This window comes from Telluria sp. AC161, from assembly GCF_979258535.1.
Genome location: NZ_OZ409861.1, coordinates 4,825,704 through 4,841,714, shown reverse-complemented (window position 1 = coordinate 4,841,714; position 16,011 = coordinate 4,825,704). Strand labels below are relative to the sequence as shown.

Sequence of the window (16,011 nt, the reverse complement as noted above, 5' to 3'; positions counted from 1 at the left end):
CGGGCCCGCGCCACATGCGGGCCCTGTCTGCAACATCTTCAGGAAATAGCGCATGCGCGTTTGGTACAACAGGACTTTTTCGTCCGTCAATGCTGCGATCAAGCTGATTCGCGAGGCCGATACCGACGGCCGTTTCACCATCGTTCACAGCAACGCCAACCGCCATGCACCTGCTGCGCGCCTGGCCCACGAATTTCATATCGAGCCGGTCGGCCTGAAAAGCGAGGCGTATATCGACTGGTGCCTGGCCTTCTGTCGCGAGCAAAAGATCGACATCTTCGTGCCCGGCCGTGAAGCCACGCTGCTGGCGTCCGAACTGGGACGCTTCGCCGAGATTGGCACGCGCGTGCTGTCGGCCGCGCCGCCCGCCGAACTCAAACGCATCCACGATAAGGCCGACTTCTACGCCGAAACCGTGCTGCCCGACGCGCCGGTGGCCGAGTTTCGCGTCTTTGAAAACATCGCGCAGTTCGACGCTGCCTGGGCCGAACTGCGTCCGCGCCACGCCAGGCTGTGTGTCAAGCCGTCGCATTCGATCTATGGCCTGGGCTTTGCCATCGTCGATGAAGCGCGCAGCAGCGCCGCGCTGCTGCTGGCCGGCGCCGAGTACCACGTCGGCTACGACGACCTGCGCCGCGGCCTGGCCGAGATGGGCGAATTTCGCACCATGCTCCTGATGGAGTTCCTCGAGGGCCCCGAATACAGCGTCGACTGCGTCGGCGACAATGGCCGCCTGGTGACCGCCGTCGTGCGCCGCAAACTGCCGCAAGCGGGCAGCGGCCAGCTGATCGACATGCGCCAGGACATCCTGGACGCCACCACGCGCCTGTGCGCCGACTACCGCCTGAACGGCGTATTCAACGCCCAGTTCCGCGAAGGCGGCGGCCGCCCGCGCCTCTTGGAGATCAACCCGCGCATGTCGGGCGGGATCGCCATGGCATGCCTGGCTGGCCCCAACCTGCCCTACATCGCGCTGCGCTGCTTCGCCGACGGTGTCGACAGCGTCACCGTACCGCCCGTGGCCAACGGCATGCGCGTGGCCGAAGTCAGCGTCGCCACGGAACTGGCATGACCATGGTTGCGCCCTCTTCCACCCTGCAGCGCATCGAACTGCCCACCGGCACGCTCGACCTGCGCATCGACAGCGGCGCGGCCGAGGTCGACGAGCTGCTCGGCTTTGCCGCGCGCGCCAATGCCAAGCGTGGTTTTCTCTTCTTGAGCAAGGTGCTGGGCAAGCACTGGCCGGCGTCGCCCCGCGCGATGCTGGCCGTGCACGAGCGCCTGGCGGCCACCGTTCCACCGGTCAATGGTCCGGTGCTCTTCATCGCGATGGCTGAAACTGCGATTGGCCTGGGCCAGGGCGTGTTCGAAGCCTGGCTGCGCGCGCATCCGGCGCAGCAGGCGCTGTTCCTGTACACCACGCGCTACCGCGTGGGCGCCGGGCCACTGATCGAATTCGCCGAGGCGCACAGCCACGCGCCGCGCCAGTTCCTGCACGAGCCTACCGATCCGGCGCTGCACGCGCTGTTCATGGCGGCGCGCACAGTCGTGATGGTCGACGATGAAGCCAGCACCGGCAACACCTTCGTTAACCTGGCCGCTGCCTGCCAGCGCCTGAACCCCGGCATCGAGCGCGTGCACCTGGCGACGATCACCAATTTCATGGGCCCGGCCGCCCCCGGCGAACTCGATGCGCGCTTCGGCCTGCCGGCCACCATCGGCGCGCTGGTCGACGGCCAGTTCACGTTCGCGCAAGGCCCGCTGCCACCGGACCAGGGCGCGGCCCAGCGCTTCGAGCACGACGCCGACCGCGGCGCCAGCAGCACGTTCGGCCGCCTGGGGATCGACCATGCCGTCAAGGCGCCGACCGCCCTTGCCGCGCGCCTGGCCGGCGAATTCGCCCCTGGCAGCCGCGTGCTGGTGCTGGGCACCGGGGAATTCATGCACGCGTCCACGCTGCTCGGCGCGGCCCTGCAAGCGCGCGGCGTCGACGTGGTGGTGCAGTCGACGACCCGCTCGCCGATCCTGACCTGGGGCGCGGTGGGCCACGCCTTGACCTTCCCCGACAACTACGGCGAAGGCATCGCCAACTACCTGTACAACGTCGCACCCGGCCAGTACGACCATGTCCTGCTGTGCTTTGAAACCGCCCCCGGCCCCGCGCTGTTCGCGCTGGCCGATACCCTGCGCGCGCGCCTGTTCCATTTCCAGTCCGAGGACCACGTTGAAGAAGTTCCTGTTCGCTGACCTGGACGACACGCTGTTCCAGACCTTCGGCAAGTGCGGCACGCACCGGGATGCCCCCGATGCGCTGCAGCCTGCTGCGTACTACAAGGACGGCAGCATCTGTTCATACACCACGCCGGCCCAGCGCTCATTTCTCGCGCTGCTGCAGGACGGGATGACGATGATCCCGACCACCGCGCGCGACCTCGACGGCCTGCGCCGCGTGCACCTGCCGTTCACCAGCTACGCCGTCATCAACTACGGCGGCGTTGTGCTCGAACCGGGCGGCGCGGTTGACCGGCCCTTTCTGGAAGGCGTGCGCACGGCGATGCACACGGCCCTGCCCGGCCTGCTGGAGCTGGCGGCCCACATCGACGCCCATGGCGCACGCACCGGTTACGCTGGCCGCGCGCGCATGATCGAAGACATCGGCACGCCGTTCTTCCTGGTCGTGAAAGACCCGGACAAGCTGAGCGAGCGCCTCGCGCCGCTCGAAGAACACGTGGTGCGACCGTGGATCGCGGACGGCAATCGCGACTATGTCGTGCACCGCAACGGCAACAACTTGGCGATCCTGCCCAAGGCGCTGGACAAGGCCCACGCAGTCGCGCACATCACGGCGCGGCTGAAGGCCGAACACGGCGAGATCGTCACCTTCGGCATGGGCGACAGCCGCTCGGATGCGCGCTTCATGGCCGCCTGCGACTACGCAATCATCCCACGCGGCACGCAGCTGGCCGGCGTCACCGTGGGGGCGCTGTGATCTCGCATGCCCCCTTCCCGGGCAGCTATCGCGATGGCGACGTCGACTTTTTGCTGCGCCGCCTGCCGCAGCCGGACTTCGTCGACGTCGCCGAGAAGGAAGCGCTGATCCAGAGCGGCCAGCGTCACTACAGCCAGATGCTGTCGCCGGAATCCGCGCCGTCCGCGCGCTACATGCGCCTGTTCGACGCTGCCTGCGCCGCCAACAACCCGCGCATGGCGCAGGACTGCCTGCGCCTGGCGGGCCTGATCGCGGCGCGTCGCGCGCACCAGGTCACGATCGTCTCGCTGGCGCGCGCCGGCACGCCGGTGGGCGTGGTCGTGGCGCGCCTGCTGCGCGAACGGTTCGGGCGCGACGCCGTGCATTACTGCGTATCGATCGTGCGCGACCGCGGCATCGACGCCGCCGCCCTGCGCCACATCCTGGCCCAGGGCCACGCGCCCGAATCGATCGTGTTCGTCGACGGCTGGACCGGCAAGGGCGTCATCGCGCGCGAACTGGCCGGCTCGGTCAACGCGTTCAACCTGCGTCACGGCGTGACGATCGACACGGGCCTGTACGTGCTGTCGGATCTGGCCGGCGCTGCCGCCTGCGCCGCCTCGTGCGACGATTACCTGATCCCGTCGAGCATCCTGAACGCCACAGTATCGGGCCTGGTGAGCCGCACCGTCATGCCCGACGATCTGGGCGCGGACGATTTTCACGGCTGTGTGTTCTATGCGGACTTTGCCGGCATCGACCGCTCGCAGGGGTTTGCCGATGACCTGACCGCGCTGGCGCTGGCGGCGAATGTCGCCGATGCGCCGGCAGTGGATGCGCATGGTGCGCGCGAGCGCTCGCAAGCCTATCTTCGGGCCGCGATGGGGCGCTATGGCGTGGCGGACGTCAACCTCGTCAAGCCGGGCATCGGCGAAGCCACGCGCGTGCTGCTGCGGCGCGTGCCGCGCCTGCTGGTACTGCGCGAGGCGGATGCGCCGGCTGTGGCGCACCTGGCCGCGCTGGCCGAAGAAAAACAGGTCCCGGTCGAGATCGACCCGAGCCTGCCCTATCACGCAGTATCCCTGATCAGGAGTGCATCCGATGGCTAAATCACTGGGCGCGTCGTTGTACGTGCCGGCCAATCACAAGGACCTGGCGGAGATCGCCAACGGCGACCTGATCCCGCAGGCGCGGTCGCTGATCTTCTGCACGGAGGACGCCATCGCCGACCGGGAGCTGAGCTATTCGCTGTTCAACCTGTCGGTGGTGCTGGCCAATATGCGCGTGGACGTGGCGGCCGACCGCTTCGTCCGGGTGCGCAATACCGAAGTGCTGGAGCGCGTGCTGGCCATGCCGGGCGCCGACAAACTTACCGGCTTCGTGCTGCCCAAGATCACCCGCCACAACTTCGACAACTACTACCGGCTGCTGCGCCACACCGAGCACGTGTTGATGCCGACGCTGGAAACGGCCGAAGCCTTTGATGACCTCGAGATGCAGGGCCTGCGCGCCGTGCTCGAAGCGCCTGGCGTACGCCATCGCATCCTGGCGCTGCGCATCGGCGGCAACGATTTGCTGGCGCTGCTGGGCCTGCGCCGGCCGCGCGGCATGACGCTGTACCGCACGCCGCTGGGCCCCGTCATCTCGCGCCTGGTCACCACGTTCCGGCCCTACGGTTTCATGCTGACCGCGCCCGTGTTCGAGTATCTCGACCTGCCCGAGCTGCTGGACCAGGAAGTCATCGAAGACCTGGCGCACGGCATGATCGGCAAGACCGCTATCCATCCGACCCAGATCGCGCCGATCGAGCAGCACTTCAAGGTGTCGCCGCAAGACCTGGCGGTGGCGCGCGCGATTCTCGACCAGTCGGCGCCGGCCGTGTTTCGCATGAACGACGCCATGTGCGAAGTCGCCACCCATCGCGCCTGGGCCGAACGCACGGTCGAGCAATCGCGCCTGTTCGGTTTCCACGGCGCCGAACTGGATCACAAACCATTCCTGGAAGGGGAACCCTCATGAACATGACCACCTATTCGCGCGGCCAGAAAGGCAAGCTGGCCGATCTGGGCAGCGGCCACGTCTTCAACGTCGACGTCGAGATTGCCGCCAACGGCGCCTCGGTCGATGTGTCCTGCTTCGGCCTGGATGCCAATGACAAGCTGTCCGACGACCGCTACATGGTCTTCTACAACCAGCTGGCCAGCCCGGAGGGCGCAGTGCGCCTGAACCAGTCGTCGGGCCGCGCCAGCTTCGCCGTGAACCTCGACCAGCTGCCAGCATCGATCGCCAAGCTGGTATTCGTCGCCGCGATCGACGGCGCGGCCAGCATGCGCACGCTGGGCGCGAGCTCGCTCACGCTGGGCAGCGCGCTGCGCTTCCCGTGGTCGGGCGCCGACTTCGGCGACGAGAAAGCCGTGATCGTGGCGGAGCTGTATCGCCGCGACGGCCAGTGGCGCTTCGGCGCGGTCGGCCAGGGTTTCAGTGGCGGCCTGTCGGCGCTGCTCGCACACTTTGGCGGTGCCGAAGCGGGATCTTCGTCGAAGCCGGCAACGCCAGCGCCGACGCCGGTGTCCACGCCGGCACCTGCTCCCGTTGCGACGCCAGCCGCGCCACGCGTCTCGCTATCAAAAATCACGCTCGACAAGCGCGGCGACAAGGTCTCGCTCGACAAGCGCGCGGGCGGCGGCTATGGCCGCATCCACGTCAACCTGAACTGGAACCAGGCCGCGATCGCGCCGCCACCGGCACCATCCACGCCGCCACCGGCCGCAGCGGCCAGGGGCGGCGGCTTCCTCGACCGCCTGACCAGCATGGCCGGCGACCTTGCGCACAAGGCGGGCGAGATGGCCAACAAGGCGCAAGCGTCACGCAAGGGCCGTACCGGCATCGACCTCGATCTGGGCTGCATGTATGAGCTGACGGACGGCCGCCGCGGCCTGGTGCAAGCACTGGGCAACACGTTCGGCGACTACGAGCGCGATCCGTTCATCAAGCTCGACGCCGACGACCGTACGGGCGCCGCCGCGAATGGCGAAAACCTGTTCATCAACGGCGAGCGCTTCGACCAGATCAAGCGCGCCGTGATCTTCTCGTTCATCTACGAGGGCGCCGCCAACTGGAGCGTGACCAATGGCGTGGTGACGATCACCGCACCGGGCCAGGCGCCAGTGGAAGTCAAACTCGACGGCGGCGATCGCCAGATCATGTGCGCGATCGCGCTGATCGAAAACCGCGGCGGCCAGCTCGTGATCACCAAACTGGCCGAATACTTCCAGCAGCAAGGCACCACCAGCGCGCATGAACTGATGGACCGCCACTTCGGCTTTGGCATGCGCTGGAAGACCGGCAGCAAATAAGCTGGCCATAACAAAGCCGGGGTCAGGTCTGACATTCGGACACGGCCTCAGCTTTAGCTAAAGTTCCAGGAAGCTGCTAGGGCAACTTCGCCAGCAAGCAAGCATTTATCCGACGCTCGGTCAAGGTACGGTAGAGATCGTGTCCGAATGTCAGACCTGACCCCGGCTGTTTTTGGCAGCTACCACGTGCAGCCGGTACCAGTGATCGTATCGATGGCCAGCGGGATCAACAGCAGCAGGTTGACGTTTGTGCCGCCGGCATACTTTTTCTGACAGTCCGGGTTCTTCGCCCTCTTGATCGCGCGCGCCAGGTTATTGTCATCGGCGCCGCGCAGTTGCTCCGCGGTGCGCACGCGTTCCAGTGGCGTTGGCACGCGCTCTTTTTCCACCTGCCGGGCCAGGCCGCGCAGCGACTCCATGTCCAGTTTTCCGGTCGGCGCCGATGCAGGTGCCGTCGTCGTCTCGGCTGGCGTGGCCGATGGGGTTTCCTGCGGCGGTGCGATGATCGTTATCGGCTCGGGCGACGCCGGCATCGCACGCGGTGTGGCGATGCGGGGTGGCCGCACGGTCGGGACGGCAACTGGTGATGGCGCGCTGCGCGCCTGCGGTATCGGTGCCGGTGGCGGCACCGGCTTCACCGGCGCTACGATGAACGCAAACGCGATGTAGTCGACCGGCGTGCTGGCATTGTCGGGCCGGGGACTGGCGTAGTGCACCAATGCGAGCACGAACAGCACGTGCGCCAGCACGATGAACGCGACAGATCCAGCGCGGCTCCTTGCGCCCTGCTCCTGCATCAGCATGGCATGCTGACAGTCGGACGCATCCGATCGACGTGCGCCGCCAGCAATGCCGGGCGGTCGAGATACAGGAACACGTACTGCGGCAGCCGCGTCGTCACTTGATGCAGCAGGATATCGACCTGCGCGTGCTTGTGCAGCACCAGCACGCAGTTCGGCTTGTCGAATGGCGTCACGACAAGCGTATCCCTGCGCGCTACACCGTGCCGATGGCGCCACGTCGGCAGCAGCAGGTCGACCGGTTCGACGCGTGCGATCGCCGCCAGTGGCAGCGTGCCCTCCACCCGCGCGCCCACGCACAGGTGCAGGGTTTCTGCCGTCATCACATGGCGCCCTGCACCGATATGCCAGCGGTCCCCCAGCACCCACGCTAGTGTGTACAGCACGGCGATGGCACCCAGCATATGGATCACCAGCAGCGCGTCGGGATCCTTGATGAACAGGTGCAGCAGCAGCGCGTGCGTGGGCAGCTCGAGCAGCAGCGCGACGAAGACCACGGCGCGCGCCGTGTTGTAGGCACCGCGTTCGAGGTAAGTCAGTGCAACGCCATCAGGCAGCGTGGCAGGAGCCAGCTTGCCCTGCACTCGGCGCAGGCAACCGAGCCACAGCAGGCGATCGAGCTTGAACAGTCCCGGCAGTTCAGGCGGCAGCAGCGCCGTCAAGTGCGCATACCAAGGCGCCCTCGCCGCATGGGCGCTGCGCAGCCGTTGCCACGCTTGCGGGGCATGCGCGATGTCCTTTGCCATCAGCAGCAGCAGGGGCAGCGCGAGACCGGCATGATGCAGCAGCGGCTTGACCGCTTCAGGTGCGAGCCTCTTGGCGATCGAAGCAAGCAGCAGCGCGCCGATCGCCAGGCCGGCGAGTTCGCGCCACGTCGTGGCACGCAAGAGGGAAACTATATGCATCTGACGCATGGGCGGGCAATCGAGCTAAGCAAACCTGTCGATTACATCACGCCCTGCCAGTGCCGACAATGCTTGATGGCTGCCGGAGCGCAGTTCATGCGCCCGGCATGATGGGAGTCGCGCCCAGAAATGACAAAAGCCAGGTTGCCCGCAATACGGTCAACCTGGCTTCTTGCAGCATCGGCGGCCAATGCCGCCAATACTTAAATGCGATTACTGCAGTTTGATTTCGACATCGACGCCAGCTGGCAGGTCGAGCTTCATCAGTGCGTCAACGGTCTTGTCGGTTGGGTCCACGATGTCCATCAGACGCTGGTGCGTACGGATTTCGAACTGGTCGCGCGAGGTCTTGTTCACGTGTGGCGAACGCAGCACGTCGAAACGCTGGATACGGGTTGGCAGTGGGACTGGGCCTTTGACGACGGCGCCGGTGCGCTTCGCGGTCTCGACGATTTCCAGGGCCGACTGGTCGATCAGCTTGTAGTCGAATGCTTTCAGGCGAATACGGATTTTCTGGTTAGCGGACATGCGATTTCCTTTAAAAGAACGTTCCGGCTTGGTGCCGGCAATGTGGTCGAGATACTTCGTTACTGCACAAGAGGCGGGAGTATAACATCGTTCCCACCCAAACAGATGGGGACAGACCGAAAAGTCTGTCCCCATCGTTGTGTCAATCAGACTCTCCCGAAAGAGAGCCGATCCACCATCTTGCCCTGATTAGTTAGGCAGGATTTTTGCAACAACGCCGGCGCCGACGGTACGGCCGCCTTCGCGGATTGCGAAGCGCAGACCTTCTTCCATCGCGATCGGGTTGATCAGCTTGACGGTGATCGACACGTTGTCGCCTGGCATGACCATTTCTTTGTCTGCTGGCAGCTCGATCGAACCGGTCACGTCAGTCGTACGGAAGTAGAACTGTGGACGATAGTTGTTGAAGAACGGGGTGTGACGGCCGCCTTCATCTTTCGACAGAACGTAGATCTCGCCGGTGAAGTGGTTGTGCGGCTTGATCGAACCTGGCTTTGCCAGGACCTGACCACGCTGGACATCTTCACGCTTGGTACCGCGCAGCAGCAGGCCGACGTTGTCGCCAGCTTGACCCTGGTCCAGCAGCTTGCGGAACATTTCCACGCCGGTGCAGGTGGTCTTGACGGTGTCGATGATGCCGACGATTTCGATTTCTTCGCCGACTTTGACGACGCCGCGCTCGACACGACCGGTCACAACGGTACCGCGACCCGAGATCGAGAACACGTCTTCCACTGGCATCAGGAACGCGCCATCAACAGCGCGCTCTGGCGTTGGGATGTAGGTGTCCAGTGCTTCGGCCAGACGGGTGATGCATTCTTCACCCATTTCGCCCGGCTTGCCTTCGAGGGCCATACGTGCCGAACCCTTGATGATTGGGACGTCGTCGCCTGGGAACTCGTACTTCGACAGAAGCTCACGCACTTCCATTTCGACCAGTTCCAGCAGTTCTGCGTCGTCGACCAGGTCGCACTTGTTCAGGAACACGATGATGTACGGAACGCCAACCTGACGCGCCAGCAGGATGTGCTCGCGGGTCTGTGGCATTGGGCCGTCAGCAGCCGAGCACACCAGGATCGCGCCGTCCATCTGCGCAGCACCGGTAATCATGTTCTTGATGTAGTCGGCGTGGCCTGGGCAGTCAACGTGTGCGTAGTGACGGTTTTCGGTTTCGTACTCAACGTGCGCGGTGTTGATGGTGATGCCGCGTGCTTTTTCTTCCGGTGCCGCATCGATCTGATCGTAGGCCTTGGCTTCACCGCCGAATTTCTTCGACAGGACAGTTGCGATAGCAGCCGTCAGGGTGGTTTTGCCGTGGTCAACGTGACCGATGGTGCCGACGTTGACGTGCGGCTTGGTCCGTTCGAATTTACCTTTTGCCATTTCCAGATTCCTTTAAAGAAACGATATGTTCTGTTTAAAGGGAGACAGGACGTCCCGTCTCCCTTGAATTGCTTGTATTGCTGATTACTTCGACTTGGCAGTGACGATGGCGTCAATCACGTGCTTAGGCGCTTCCGAATAGTGCTTGAATTCCATCGTGTAGGTCGCACGGCCCTGGGTCGCCGAACGCAGCGAGGTCGAGTAACCAAACATTTCCGACAGTGGCACTTCGGCTTTGATGATCTTGCCGCCGCCGCCTGGAATTTCGTCCATGCCCTGCACCATACCGCGACGCGACGACAGATCGCCCATCACCGAACCGGCGTAGTCTTCCGGCGTTTCGACTTCCACGGCCATCATCGGCTCGAGGATGACCGGGCTGGCCTTGCGGCAGCCGTCTTTGAACGCCATCGAACCGGCCATGCGGAATGCATTTTCGTTCGAGTCGACGTCGTGGTACGAACCGAAGGTCACGGTGACCTTGACGTCAACGACTGGATAACCAGCCAGCACGCCCGAGGTCAGGGTTTCGCGCACACCTTTTTCGACTGCAGGGATGTATTCGCGAGGAATGACACCGCCCTTGATCGCGTCGACGAACTCGAAGCCTTTGCCCGGCTCTTGTGGCTCGATCGTCAGGACTGCGTGACCGTACTGACCACGACCGCCCGACTGCTTGACGAACTTGCCTTCGACGTCGGTGACTGCCTTACGGATCGTTTCGCGGTATGCAACCTGTGGCTTGCCCACGGTTGCTTCCACGTTGAATTCGCGCTTCATGCGGTCAACGATAATTTCCAGGTGCAGCTCGCCCATACCACCGATGATGGTCTGGCCCGATTCTTCATCGGTACGCACGCGGAACGACGGTATCTTCTTGTGCCAGGCGGTTCAGTGCCAGGCCCATTTTTTCCTGGTCGGCCTTGGTTTTTGGCTCGACTGCCTGCTGAATCACCGGCTCAGGGAAGACCATCTTTTCCAGCGTGATGATCGACGATGGATCGCACAGGGTTTCGCCCGTGGTTGCATCTTTCAGGCCGACCGCAGCGGCGATGTCGCCGGCGTGGACTTCCTTGATTTCTTCGCGCTGGTTAGCGTGCATCTGCAGAATACGACCAAGACGCTCTTTCTTGTTCTTGATCGGATTGTAGACGGTGTCGCCCGACTTGATCGTGCCCGAGTAGACGCGGAAGAAGATCAGCTGACCAACGAACGGGTCGGTCATGATCTTGAATGCCAGCGCCGAGAACTTCTCGTCGTCTTCTGCCTTGCGGGTGACTGGCTGGTCATCTTCATCGGTACCCGTGACTGGCGGGATGTCGATTGGCGATGGCAGGTATTCGATCACGCCGTCGAGCATGGCTTGCACGCCCTTGTTCTTGAACGCGGTACCGCACATCATCGGGACGATTTCCGACGCGATGGTACGCTGGCGCAGAGCGGCCTTGATCTCTTCTTCCGAGAGGTCGCCTTCTTCCAGGTACTTGTTCATCAGCTCTTCGGTCGCTTCAGCAGCGGTCTCGACGAGCTTTTCACGCCATTCGTTGGCTTCGTCCTGCAGTTCAGCAGGGATGTCGCGGTAGTCGAACTTCATGCCCTGCGACGCGTCGTCCCAGTACACGGCCTTCATCTTGACCAGATCGACCACGCCCAGGAAGTTCTCTTCGGCGCCGATCGGGATCTGCAGCGGAATCGGGTTTGCCTTCAGGCGAGCACGCATCTGCTCGTAGACCTTGAAGAAGTTCGCGCCAGTACGGTCCATCTTGTTGACGAAGGCCAGACGTGGAACTTTGTACTTGTTAGCCTGACGCCACACGGTTTCCGACTGTGGCTGCACGCCGCCGACTGCACAGTAAACCATGCAGGCGCCGTCGAGCACGCGCATCGAGCGTTCGACTTCAATCGTGAAGTCAACGTGGCCCGGGGTGTCGATGATGTTGATGTGGTGCGGGGCGAAGTTGTTGGCCATACCGCTCCAGAAGCAGGTCGTCGCTGCCGAGGTAATGGTAATGCCGCGCTCTTGCTCTTGCTCCATCCAGTCCATCGTCGCTGCGCCATCGTGCACTTCGCCGATTTTGTGGTTGACGCCCGTGTAGAACAGGACGCGCTCGGTGGTGGTGGTTTTACCAGCATCGATGTGAGCCGAAATACCGATGTTGCGGTAGCGCTCGATGGGGGTCTTGCGTGCCATAATTTTTCCTAAATCTTTGAATGGACAAAACCGAGCATCATCTTGATGATCAAAATGAGCCCGGCCTGAACAACAGATACTACGGGGACGTTAGCACAAGGAAATAATCCCCCTACCTTCGCCCTTTTGCTTAGAAGCGGAAGTGCGAGAACGCCTTGTTCGCTTCTGCCATACGGTGCACTTCGTCACGACGCTTCATCGCGCCGCCACGGCCTTCAGCCGCTTCCAGCAGTTCACCACCCAGACGTTGCGGCATGGATTTTTCGCTGCGCTTGTTTGCGGCTTCGCGCAACCAACGCATGGACAGCGCCATACGACGAACCGGACGAACTTCCACTGGCACCTGGTAGTTGGCGCCACCGACACGGCGGGACTTGACTTCCACCAGCGGCTTAGCGTTGTTGATCGCGGTCGTGAACACTTCCAGCGGGTCTTTGCCCGACTTGGATTGAATGTGTTCGAATGCACCGTAGATGATGTTTTCTGCAACCGACTTTTTGCCGGACAGCATCAGAACGTTGACGAATTTGGCGACATCCTGGTTACCGAATTTTGGATCCGGCAGGATTTCGCGCTTGGGTACTTCACGACGACGTGGCATTTCGATTCCTTCATGTCTTCAGTTGAGTGCACGCTGTGCACTCGCGAAAGGCCCTCTTGACCCTTCACTTACTCGGCCTTGCGGCCGGCTCAACTTATCTAATTAATGTGACGTGTGCATGACACGCCGAAGAATTACTTCTTCGCAGCCTTGGCACGCTTCGCGCCGTACTTCGAGCGAGCTTGCTTACGGTCTTTGACGCCCTGGGTATCCAGTGCACCGCGAACCATGTGGTAACGCACACCCGGCAAGTCTTTCACACGGCCGCCGCGCAGCAGCACGACACTGTGTTCTTGCAGGTTGTGGCCTTCACCGCCGATGTACGAAATGACTTCGAAACCGTTGGTCAGACGCACTTTGGCGACTTTACGCAGCGCCGAGTTTGGCTTCTTAGGCGTGGTGGTGTACACACGGGTGCACACGCCGCGCTTTTGCGGGCAGTTTTCCAGTGCCGGCGACTTGCTCTTCACAACCGCAGCTTCACGCGGTTTGCGAATCAGTTGATTGATGGTTGGCATCGTTCCTAATCCAACAAAGTACTACTCATTAATGACCCGAACCTGCAACGTGCTGATCCGGGGACTGAAACCTAGTCCCGATGACAATGACAAAGACAGGCGACGAAAGCCACTCAGTAAAATGGAGCGGCTGCGAATGCGTATACGATGTGCAGAATAAATCGAGAACCTGCGAGTATAGACGCATTGTGATGATGGGTCAACCAGTTTGCTGATTTTGCAGGCAGTCGTTCGCCGTCTTGACGCAGACCGTGGCCAATGTGGCATCACTGCTACAACTCGGCATGGCGGGCGATCTCGACAAACGCATCCAGGTACGTGGTGCCGGCGTCGACCTCGCGTGTGCCCAGGAAAATCTGCTTGAACACGCCCGCCTCCCCCAGCCGCACGGGCGCCACCGGCATGCGGCCCGCGTACTCTTCCACCAGCCAGCGCGGCAGCGCCGCCACGCCGCGGCCGCTGGCCACCATCTGCAGCATGATGTCGGTGGTCTCGATCGCCTTGCGCTCGCGCGGCGCGCAGCCGGCCGGCACGAAGAACTGGTTATAGATGTCGAGCCGCTCGATATCGACCGGATAGGTGATCAGGACCTCATCGGACAGGTCACGCGGCGTAGCATGCGCGCGCCCCGCCAGCCGATGGCCGCTGTGCACCACCAGCACCTGCTCGAAGTCGAACACGGGCACGAAACGCAGCCCCGGCTTGAACAGCGGATCGGGCGTGACGAGCAAGTCGATCTCGTAGCCCAGCAGCGCCTTCAGGCCGCCGAACTGGAAGCGCTGCTTGACGTCGACATCCACCTCGGGCCAGGCCGCCAGATAGGGTTCGACCACTTTCAGCAGCCACTGGTAGCAGGGATGGCACTCCATCCCGATGCGCAGCGACCCGCGCTCGCCACGCGCGTAGGCCAGCATCTGGCCTTCGGCATGTTCAAGCTGCGGCAGCACCCGCTCGGCCAGCGCCAGCAGCGCGTGGCCGGCCTGGGTCAGGCGCAGCGAGCGGCCCTCGCGCGTCCACACCGGCGTGCCCAGCCCCACTTCGAGCTTCTTGACCGCGTGGCTCAGCGCCGACTGGGTCAGGCACAACACGTCGGCAGCGGCGGTCAGTGAACCGCGGCGATCGACCTCGCGGATGATGGACAGGTGAATGCGTTCGATCATGGGTAGGCGCAGAAGGGATGGATGGGCGTATCGATGTGGCCGGGCACGCCATCAAGGCGTGGTCGCGCCGCCCTGCTGCAAAAAGTCGGCGATTGACTTCACCAGCAAGGGCGAGACCGGCAAGCTCGGATCGCCATAGCTGGCCACCTGCAGTTCCGGCACCGCGCGCACGTGCTTGAACACGTGGTTCATGCCCGGAATGATCGCCAGCTTCGCCCCCGGGCGGGCGCCGTGCAGCCGGTTGGCCTGCACCACGTCCACCTGGATATCGGTATTGCCCTGCACGACCAGCACCGGCATCGTCAGCTCTGCGATGCGCTGCGCCGGCACATACTTGAACCACGAAATCAGATAAGGCTGCACGCTTGGCCGGAACAGCGTTGCCAGCGCCGGCGGCACCGGATCGACGACCGCGCCGCTTTCCAGCGACACCAGAATGCGCTCGCTTTCCTTCTCCAGCTCGGGCGGCAGCTTGCCTTCGAGCTGCTTGCGCATCAGGGTCGAGGCGCCATCGGCAATGCCGGCAATCGACACGAATGCCGCCGCATCGGTCTGCCGCGCCGCCAGCATCCCGATCAGCGAGCCTTCGCTGTGCCCGATCACGGCCACCGATGCGAAGCGCGGATCGGCCTTGAGTCGGGCGATCCAGGCCGCCGCATCGTCGACGAACATCTCGAAGCGCAGCGCCGATTCGGCAGAGCCGGCCGCATGGCTGCCACCGATGCCCCGCTTGTCGTAGCGGACTGTCGCAATGCCGGCGTCGGCCAGCCCGGCCGCCAGCAGCTTGAGACTGTCGTTGCGGCCCGGGATCATCGAGCTGTTGCCGTCACGGTCGGTCGGGCCCGAACCGGCAATCAGCAAGGCCACGCGCGGCTTGTCGGCGCCTGCCGGCAGTTCGAGCGTGCCGGCCAGCTGTCCGGTGGGCGTGTCGAGTGTGATCGGCGTCTCGGCCGCATACGCTTGGGCAGCGATACCACCGATGAGCAGCAGGCTGCAAAGACGAACGGCAAAGTTGGCGGACATGGCTTTCCTCATGCGTGGTTGGACTGCGCTTTCAGGCCGCGGCGGCAACAATGCCCTGCTCACGGCAAAATTCGATGATGCGCTGCAGCGCGGCCTCGGCCTCGTGTTCTTCCAGGCCGATGCCGAAGTGGTAGCGATGGGTGGCGGTATCGATCTCGATGCGGCCCTGGCCAAACCCCAGCGCATCCCATTTGCCCTCCGGCGTCCATGCCTCATGTTTGGGCAACAGGCGCACGGCGCGTATCTCGTGGACCATGAGCGCCAGCGGCACCGACGACGGCAGACTGCCTTCGCGCGCGATGTACAGCGCATCCTGGAACACGAAATTGCGATACAGCGCCCACGCCGCCAGGACCATGATGACCAGTGCGCCGACCGTCAGCAGCATGAATCCGAATGACGGATCGTGTTGCCAGCCATTGCCCAGGCCGGACGCCACGACCCAGACGAAGACGACCGACATGAACGCCGGGAAGCCCCGTTTCTGGGTGGGACAAACGATATGCAGGGTGGGACTGGGACGCATTCCTCTTCTTCGGCGGGCGACAATGACCGCGCACGATACCATTTTCGCGGCA

Annotated in this window: 15 protein-coding genes and 1 pseudogene; 6 read left to right on the top strand and 10 right to left on the bottom strand. The window is 63.4% G+C overall.

Translation table 11 applies throughout. From position 1 onward, the window contains the following. Nucleotides 1-52 precede the first annotated feature (52 nt). Genes ACZ0AJ_RS21475 through ACZ0AJ_RS21450 form a run of 6 tightly spaced genes read left to right on the top strand, consistent with a single transcriptional unit; the run spans nt 53 to nt 6,324 of the window. Entirely contained in the window at nt 53-1,072 is a 1,020-nt protein-coding gene (locus ACZ0AJ_RS21475; RefSeq protein WP_499456439.1) for an ATP-grasp domain-containing protein, read from the top strand. Continuing rightward, nucleotides 1,069-2,247, top strand: a complete 1,179-nt coding sequence (locus ACZ0AJ_RS21470) for a phosphoribosyltransferase domain-containing protein (protein WP_499456438.1) — start codon at nt 1,069-1,071, stop codon at nt 2,245-2,247. Before ACZ0AJ_RS21475 ends, ACZ0AJ_RS21470 begins: the two co-directional genes overlap by 4 nt. After that, the gene (locus tag ACZ0AJ_RS21465) at nt 2,225-2,989 is read left to right on the top strand and encodes an HAD family hydrolase (RefSeq protein WP_499456437.1); all 765 of its coding nucleotides are present in this window, start codon (nt 2,225-2,227) and stop codon (nt 2,987-2,989) included. The genes ACZ0AJ_RS21470 and ACZ0AJ_RS21465 overlap by 23 nt, the downstream gene beginning before the upstream one ends. After that, nucleotides 2,986-4,077 (top strand): cysteine protease StiP family protein, encoded by a 1,092-nt coding sequence (locus tag ACZ0AJ_RS21460; RefSeq protein ID WP_499456436.1) that lies wholly within the window; start codon nt 2,986-2,988, stop codon nt 4,075-4,077. The genes ACZ0AJ_RS21465 and ACZ0AJ_RS21460 overlap by 4 nt, the downstream gene beginning before the upstream one ends. Further along, the gene (locus ACZ0AJ_RS21455) at nt 4,070-4,987 is read left to right on the top strand and encodes an HpcH/HpaI aldolase/citrate lyase family protein (protein ID WP_499456435.1); all 918 of its coding nucleotides are present in this window, start codon (nt 4,070-4,072) and stop codon (nt 4,985-4,987) included. Before ACZ0AJ_RS21460 ends, ACZ0AJ_RS21455 begins: the two co-directional genes overlap by 8 nt. Then, nucleotides 4,984-6,324 (top strand): TerD family protein, encoded by a 1,341-nt coding sequence (locus ACZ0AJ_RS21450; protein ID WP_499456434.1) that lies wholly within the window; start codon nt 4,984-4,986, stop codon nt 6,322-6,324. Before ACZ0AJ_RS21455 ends, ACZ0AJ_RS21450 begins: the two co-directional genes overlap by 4 nt. A gap of 179 nt (nt 6,325-6,503) precedes the next feature. On the opposite strand, the gene ACZ0AJ_RS21445 is transcribed toward ACZ0AJ_RS21450, so the two are convergent. The 10 genes and pseudogenes from ACZ0AJ_RS21445 to ACZ0AJ_RS21400 all read right to left on the bottom strand — a co-directional run bounded on the left by ACZ0AJ_RS21445 (nt 6,504) and on the right by ACZ0AJ_RS21400 (nt 15,959). Beyond that, complete coding sequence (locus ACZ0AJ_RS21445) at nt 6,504-7,127, bottom strand: hypothetical protein (RefSeq protein ID WP_499456433.1); 624 nt, start codon at nt 7,125-7,127, stop codon at nt 6,504-6,506. Next, nucleotides 7,121-8,029: a hypothetical protein gene (locus ACZ0AJ_RS21440; RefSeq protein WP_499456432.1), complete on the bottom strand. Its 909-nt coding sequence runs from the start codon at nt 8,027-8,029 to the stop codon at nt 7,121-7,123. The genes ACZ0AJ_RS21445 and ACZ0AJ_RS21440 overlap by 7 nt, the downstream gene beginning before the upstream one ends. Before the next feature lie 213 nt (nt 8,030-8,242). Then, entirely contained in the window at nt 8,243-8,557 is a 315-nt protein-coding gene (gene rpsJ, locus ACZ0AJ_RS21435; RefSeq protein WP_183554295.1) for a 30S ribosomal protein S10, read from the bottom strand. A 189-nt stretch (nt 8,558-8,746) separates the two neighbouring features. After that, entirely contained in the window at nt 8,747-9,940 is a 1,194-nt protein-coding gene (gene tuf, locus ACZ0AJ_RS21430; protein ID WP_183554297.1) for an elongation factor Tu, read from the bottom strand. 84 nt (nt 9,941-10,024) lie between these two features. Further along, nucleotides 10,025-12,131: pseudogene (gene fusA / locus ACZ0AJ_RS21425) on the bottom strand (elongation factor G). Nucleotides 12,132-12,261: 130 nt separating this feature from the next. Beyond that, entirely contained in the window at nt 12,262-12,732 is a 471-nt protein-coding gene (gene rpsG / locus ACZ0AJ_RS21420) for a 30S ribosomal protein S7 (RefSeq protein WP_183554302.1), read from the bottom strand. Nucleotides 12,733-12,866: 134 nt separating this feature from the next. Further along, nucleotides 12,867-13,250 (bottom strand): 30S ribosomal protein S12, encoded by a 384-nt coding sequence (rpsL, locus tag ACZ0AJ_RS21415; RefSeq protein ID WP_005663517.1) that lies wholly within the window; start codon nt 13,248-13,250, stop codon nt 12,867-12,869. A gap of 272 nt (nt 13,251-13,522) precedes the next feature. Beyond that, complete coding sequence (locus ACZ0AJ_RS21410; protein WP_499456431.1) at nt 13,523-14,410, bottom strand: LysR family transcriptional regulator; 888 nt, start codon at nt 14,408-14,410, stop codon at nt 13,523-13,525. A gap of 51 nt (nt 14,411-14,461) precedes the next feature. Beyond that, nucleotides 14,462-15,433 carry an alpha/beta hydrolase gene (locus ACZ0AJ_RS21405; protein ID WP_499456430.1) on the bottom strand — a complete coding sequence of 324 codons (972 nt, stop codon included), beginning with the start codon at nt 15,431-15,433 and terminating at the stop codon, nt 14,462-14,464. Nucleotides 15,434-15,464: 31 nt separating this feature from the next. Then, nucleotides 15,465-15,959, bottom strand: coding sequence for a hypothetical protein (locus ACZ0AJ_RS21400; RefSeq protein WP_499456429.1), 495 nt, complete (start codon nt 15,957-15,959; stop codon nt 15,465-15,467). Between the last annotated feature and the right edge of the window lie 52 nt (nt 15,960-16,011).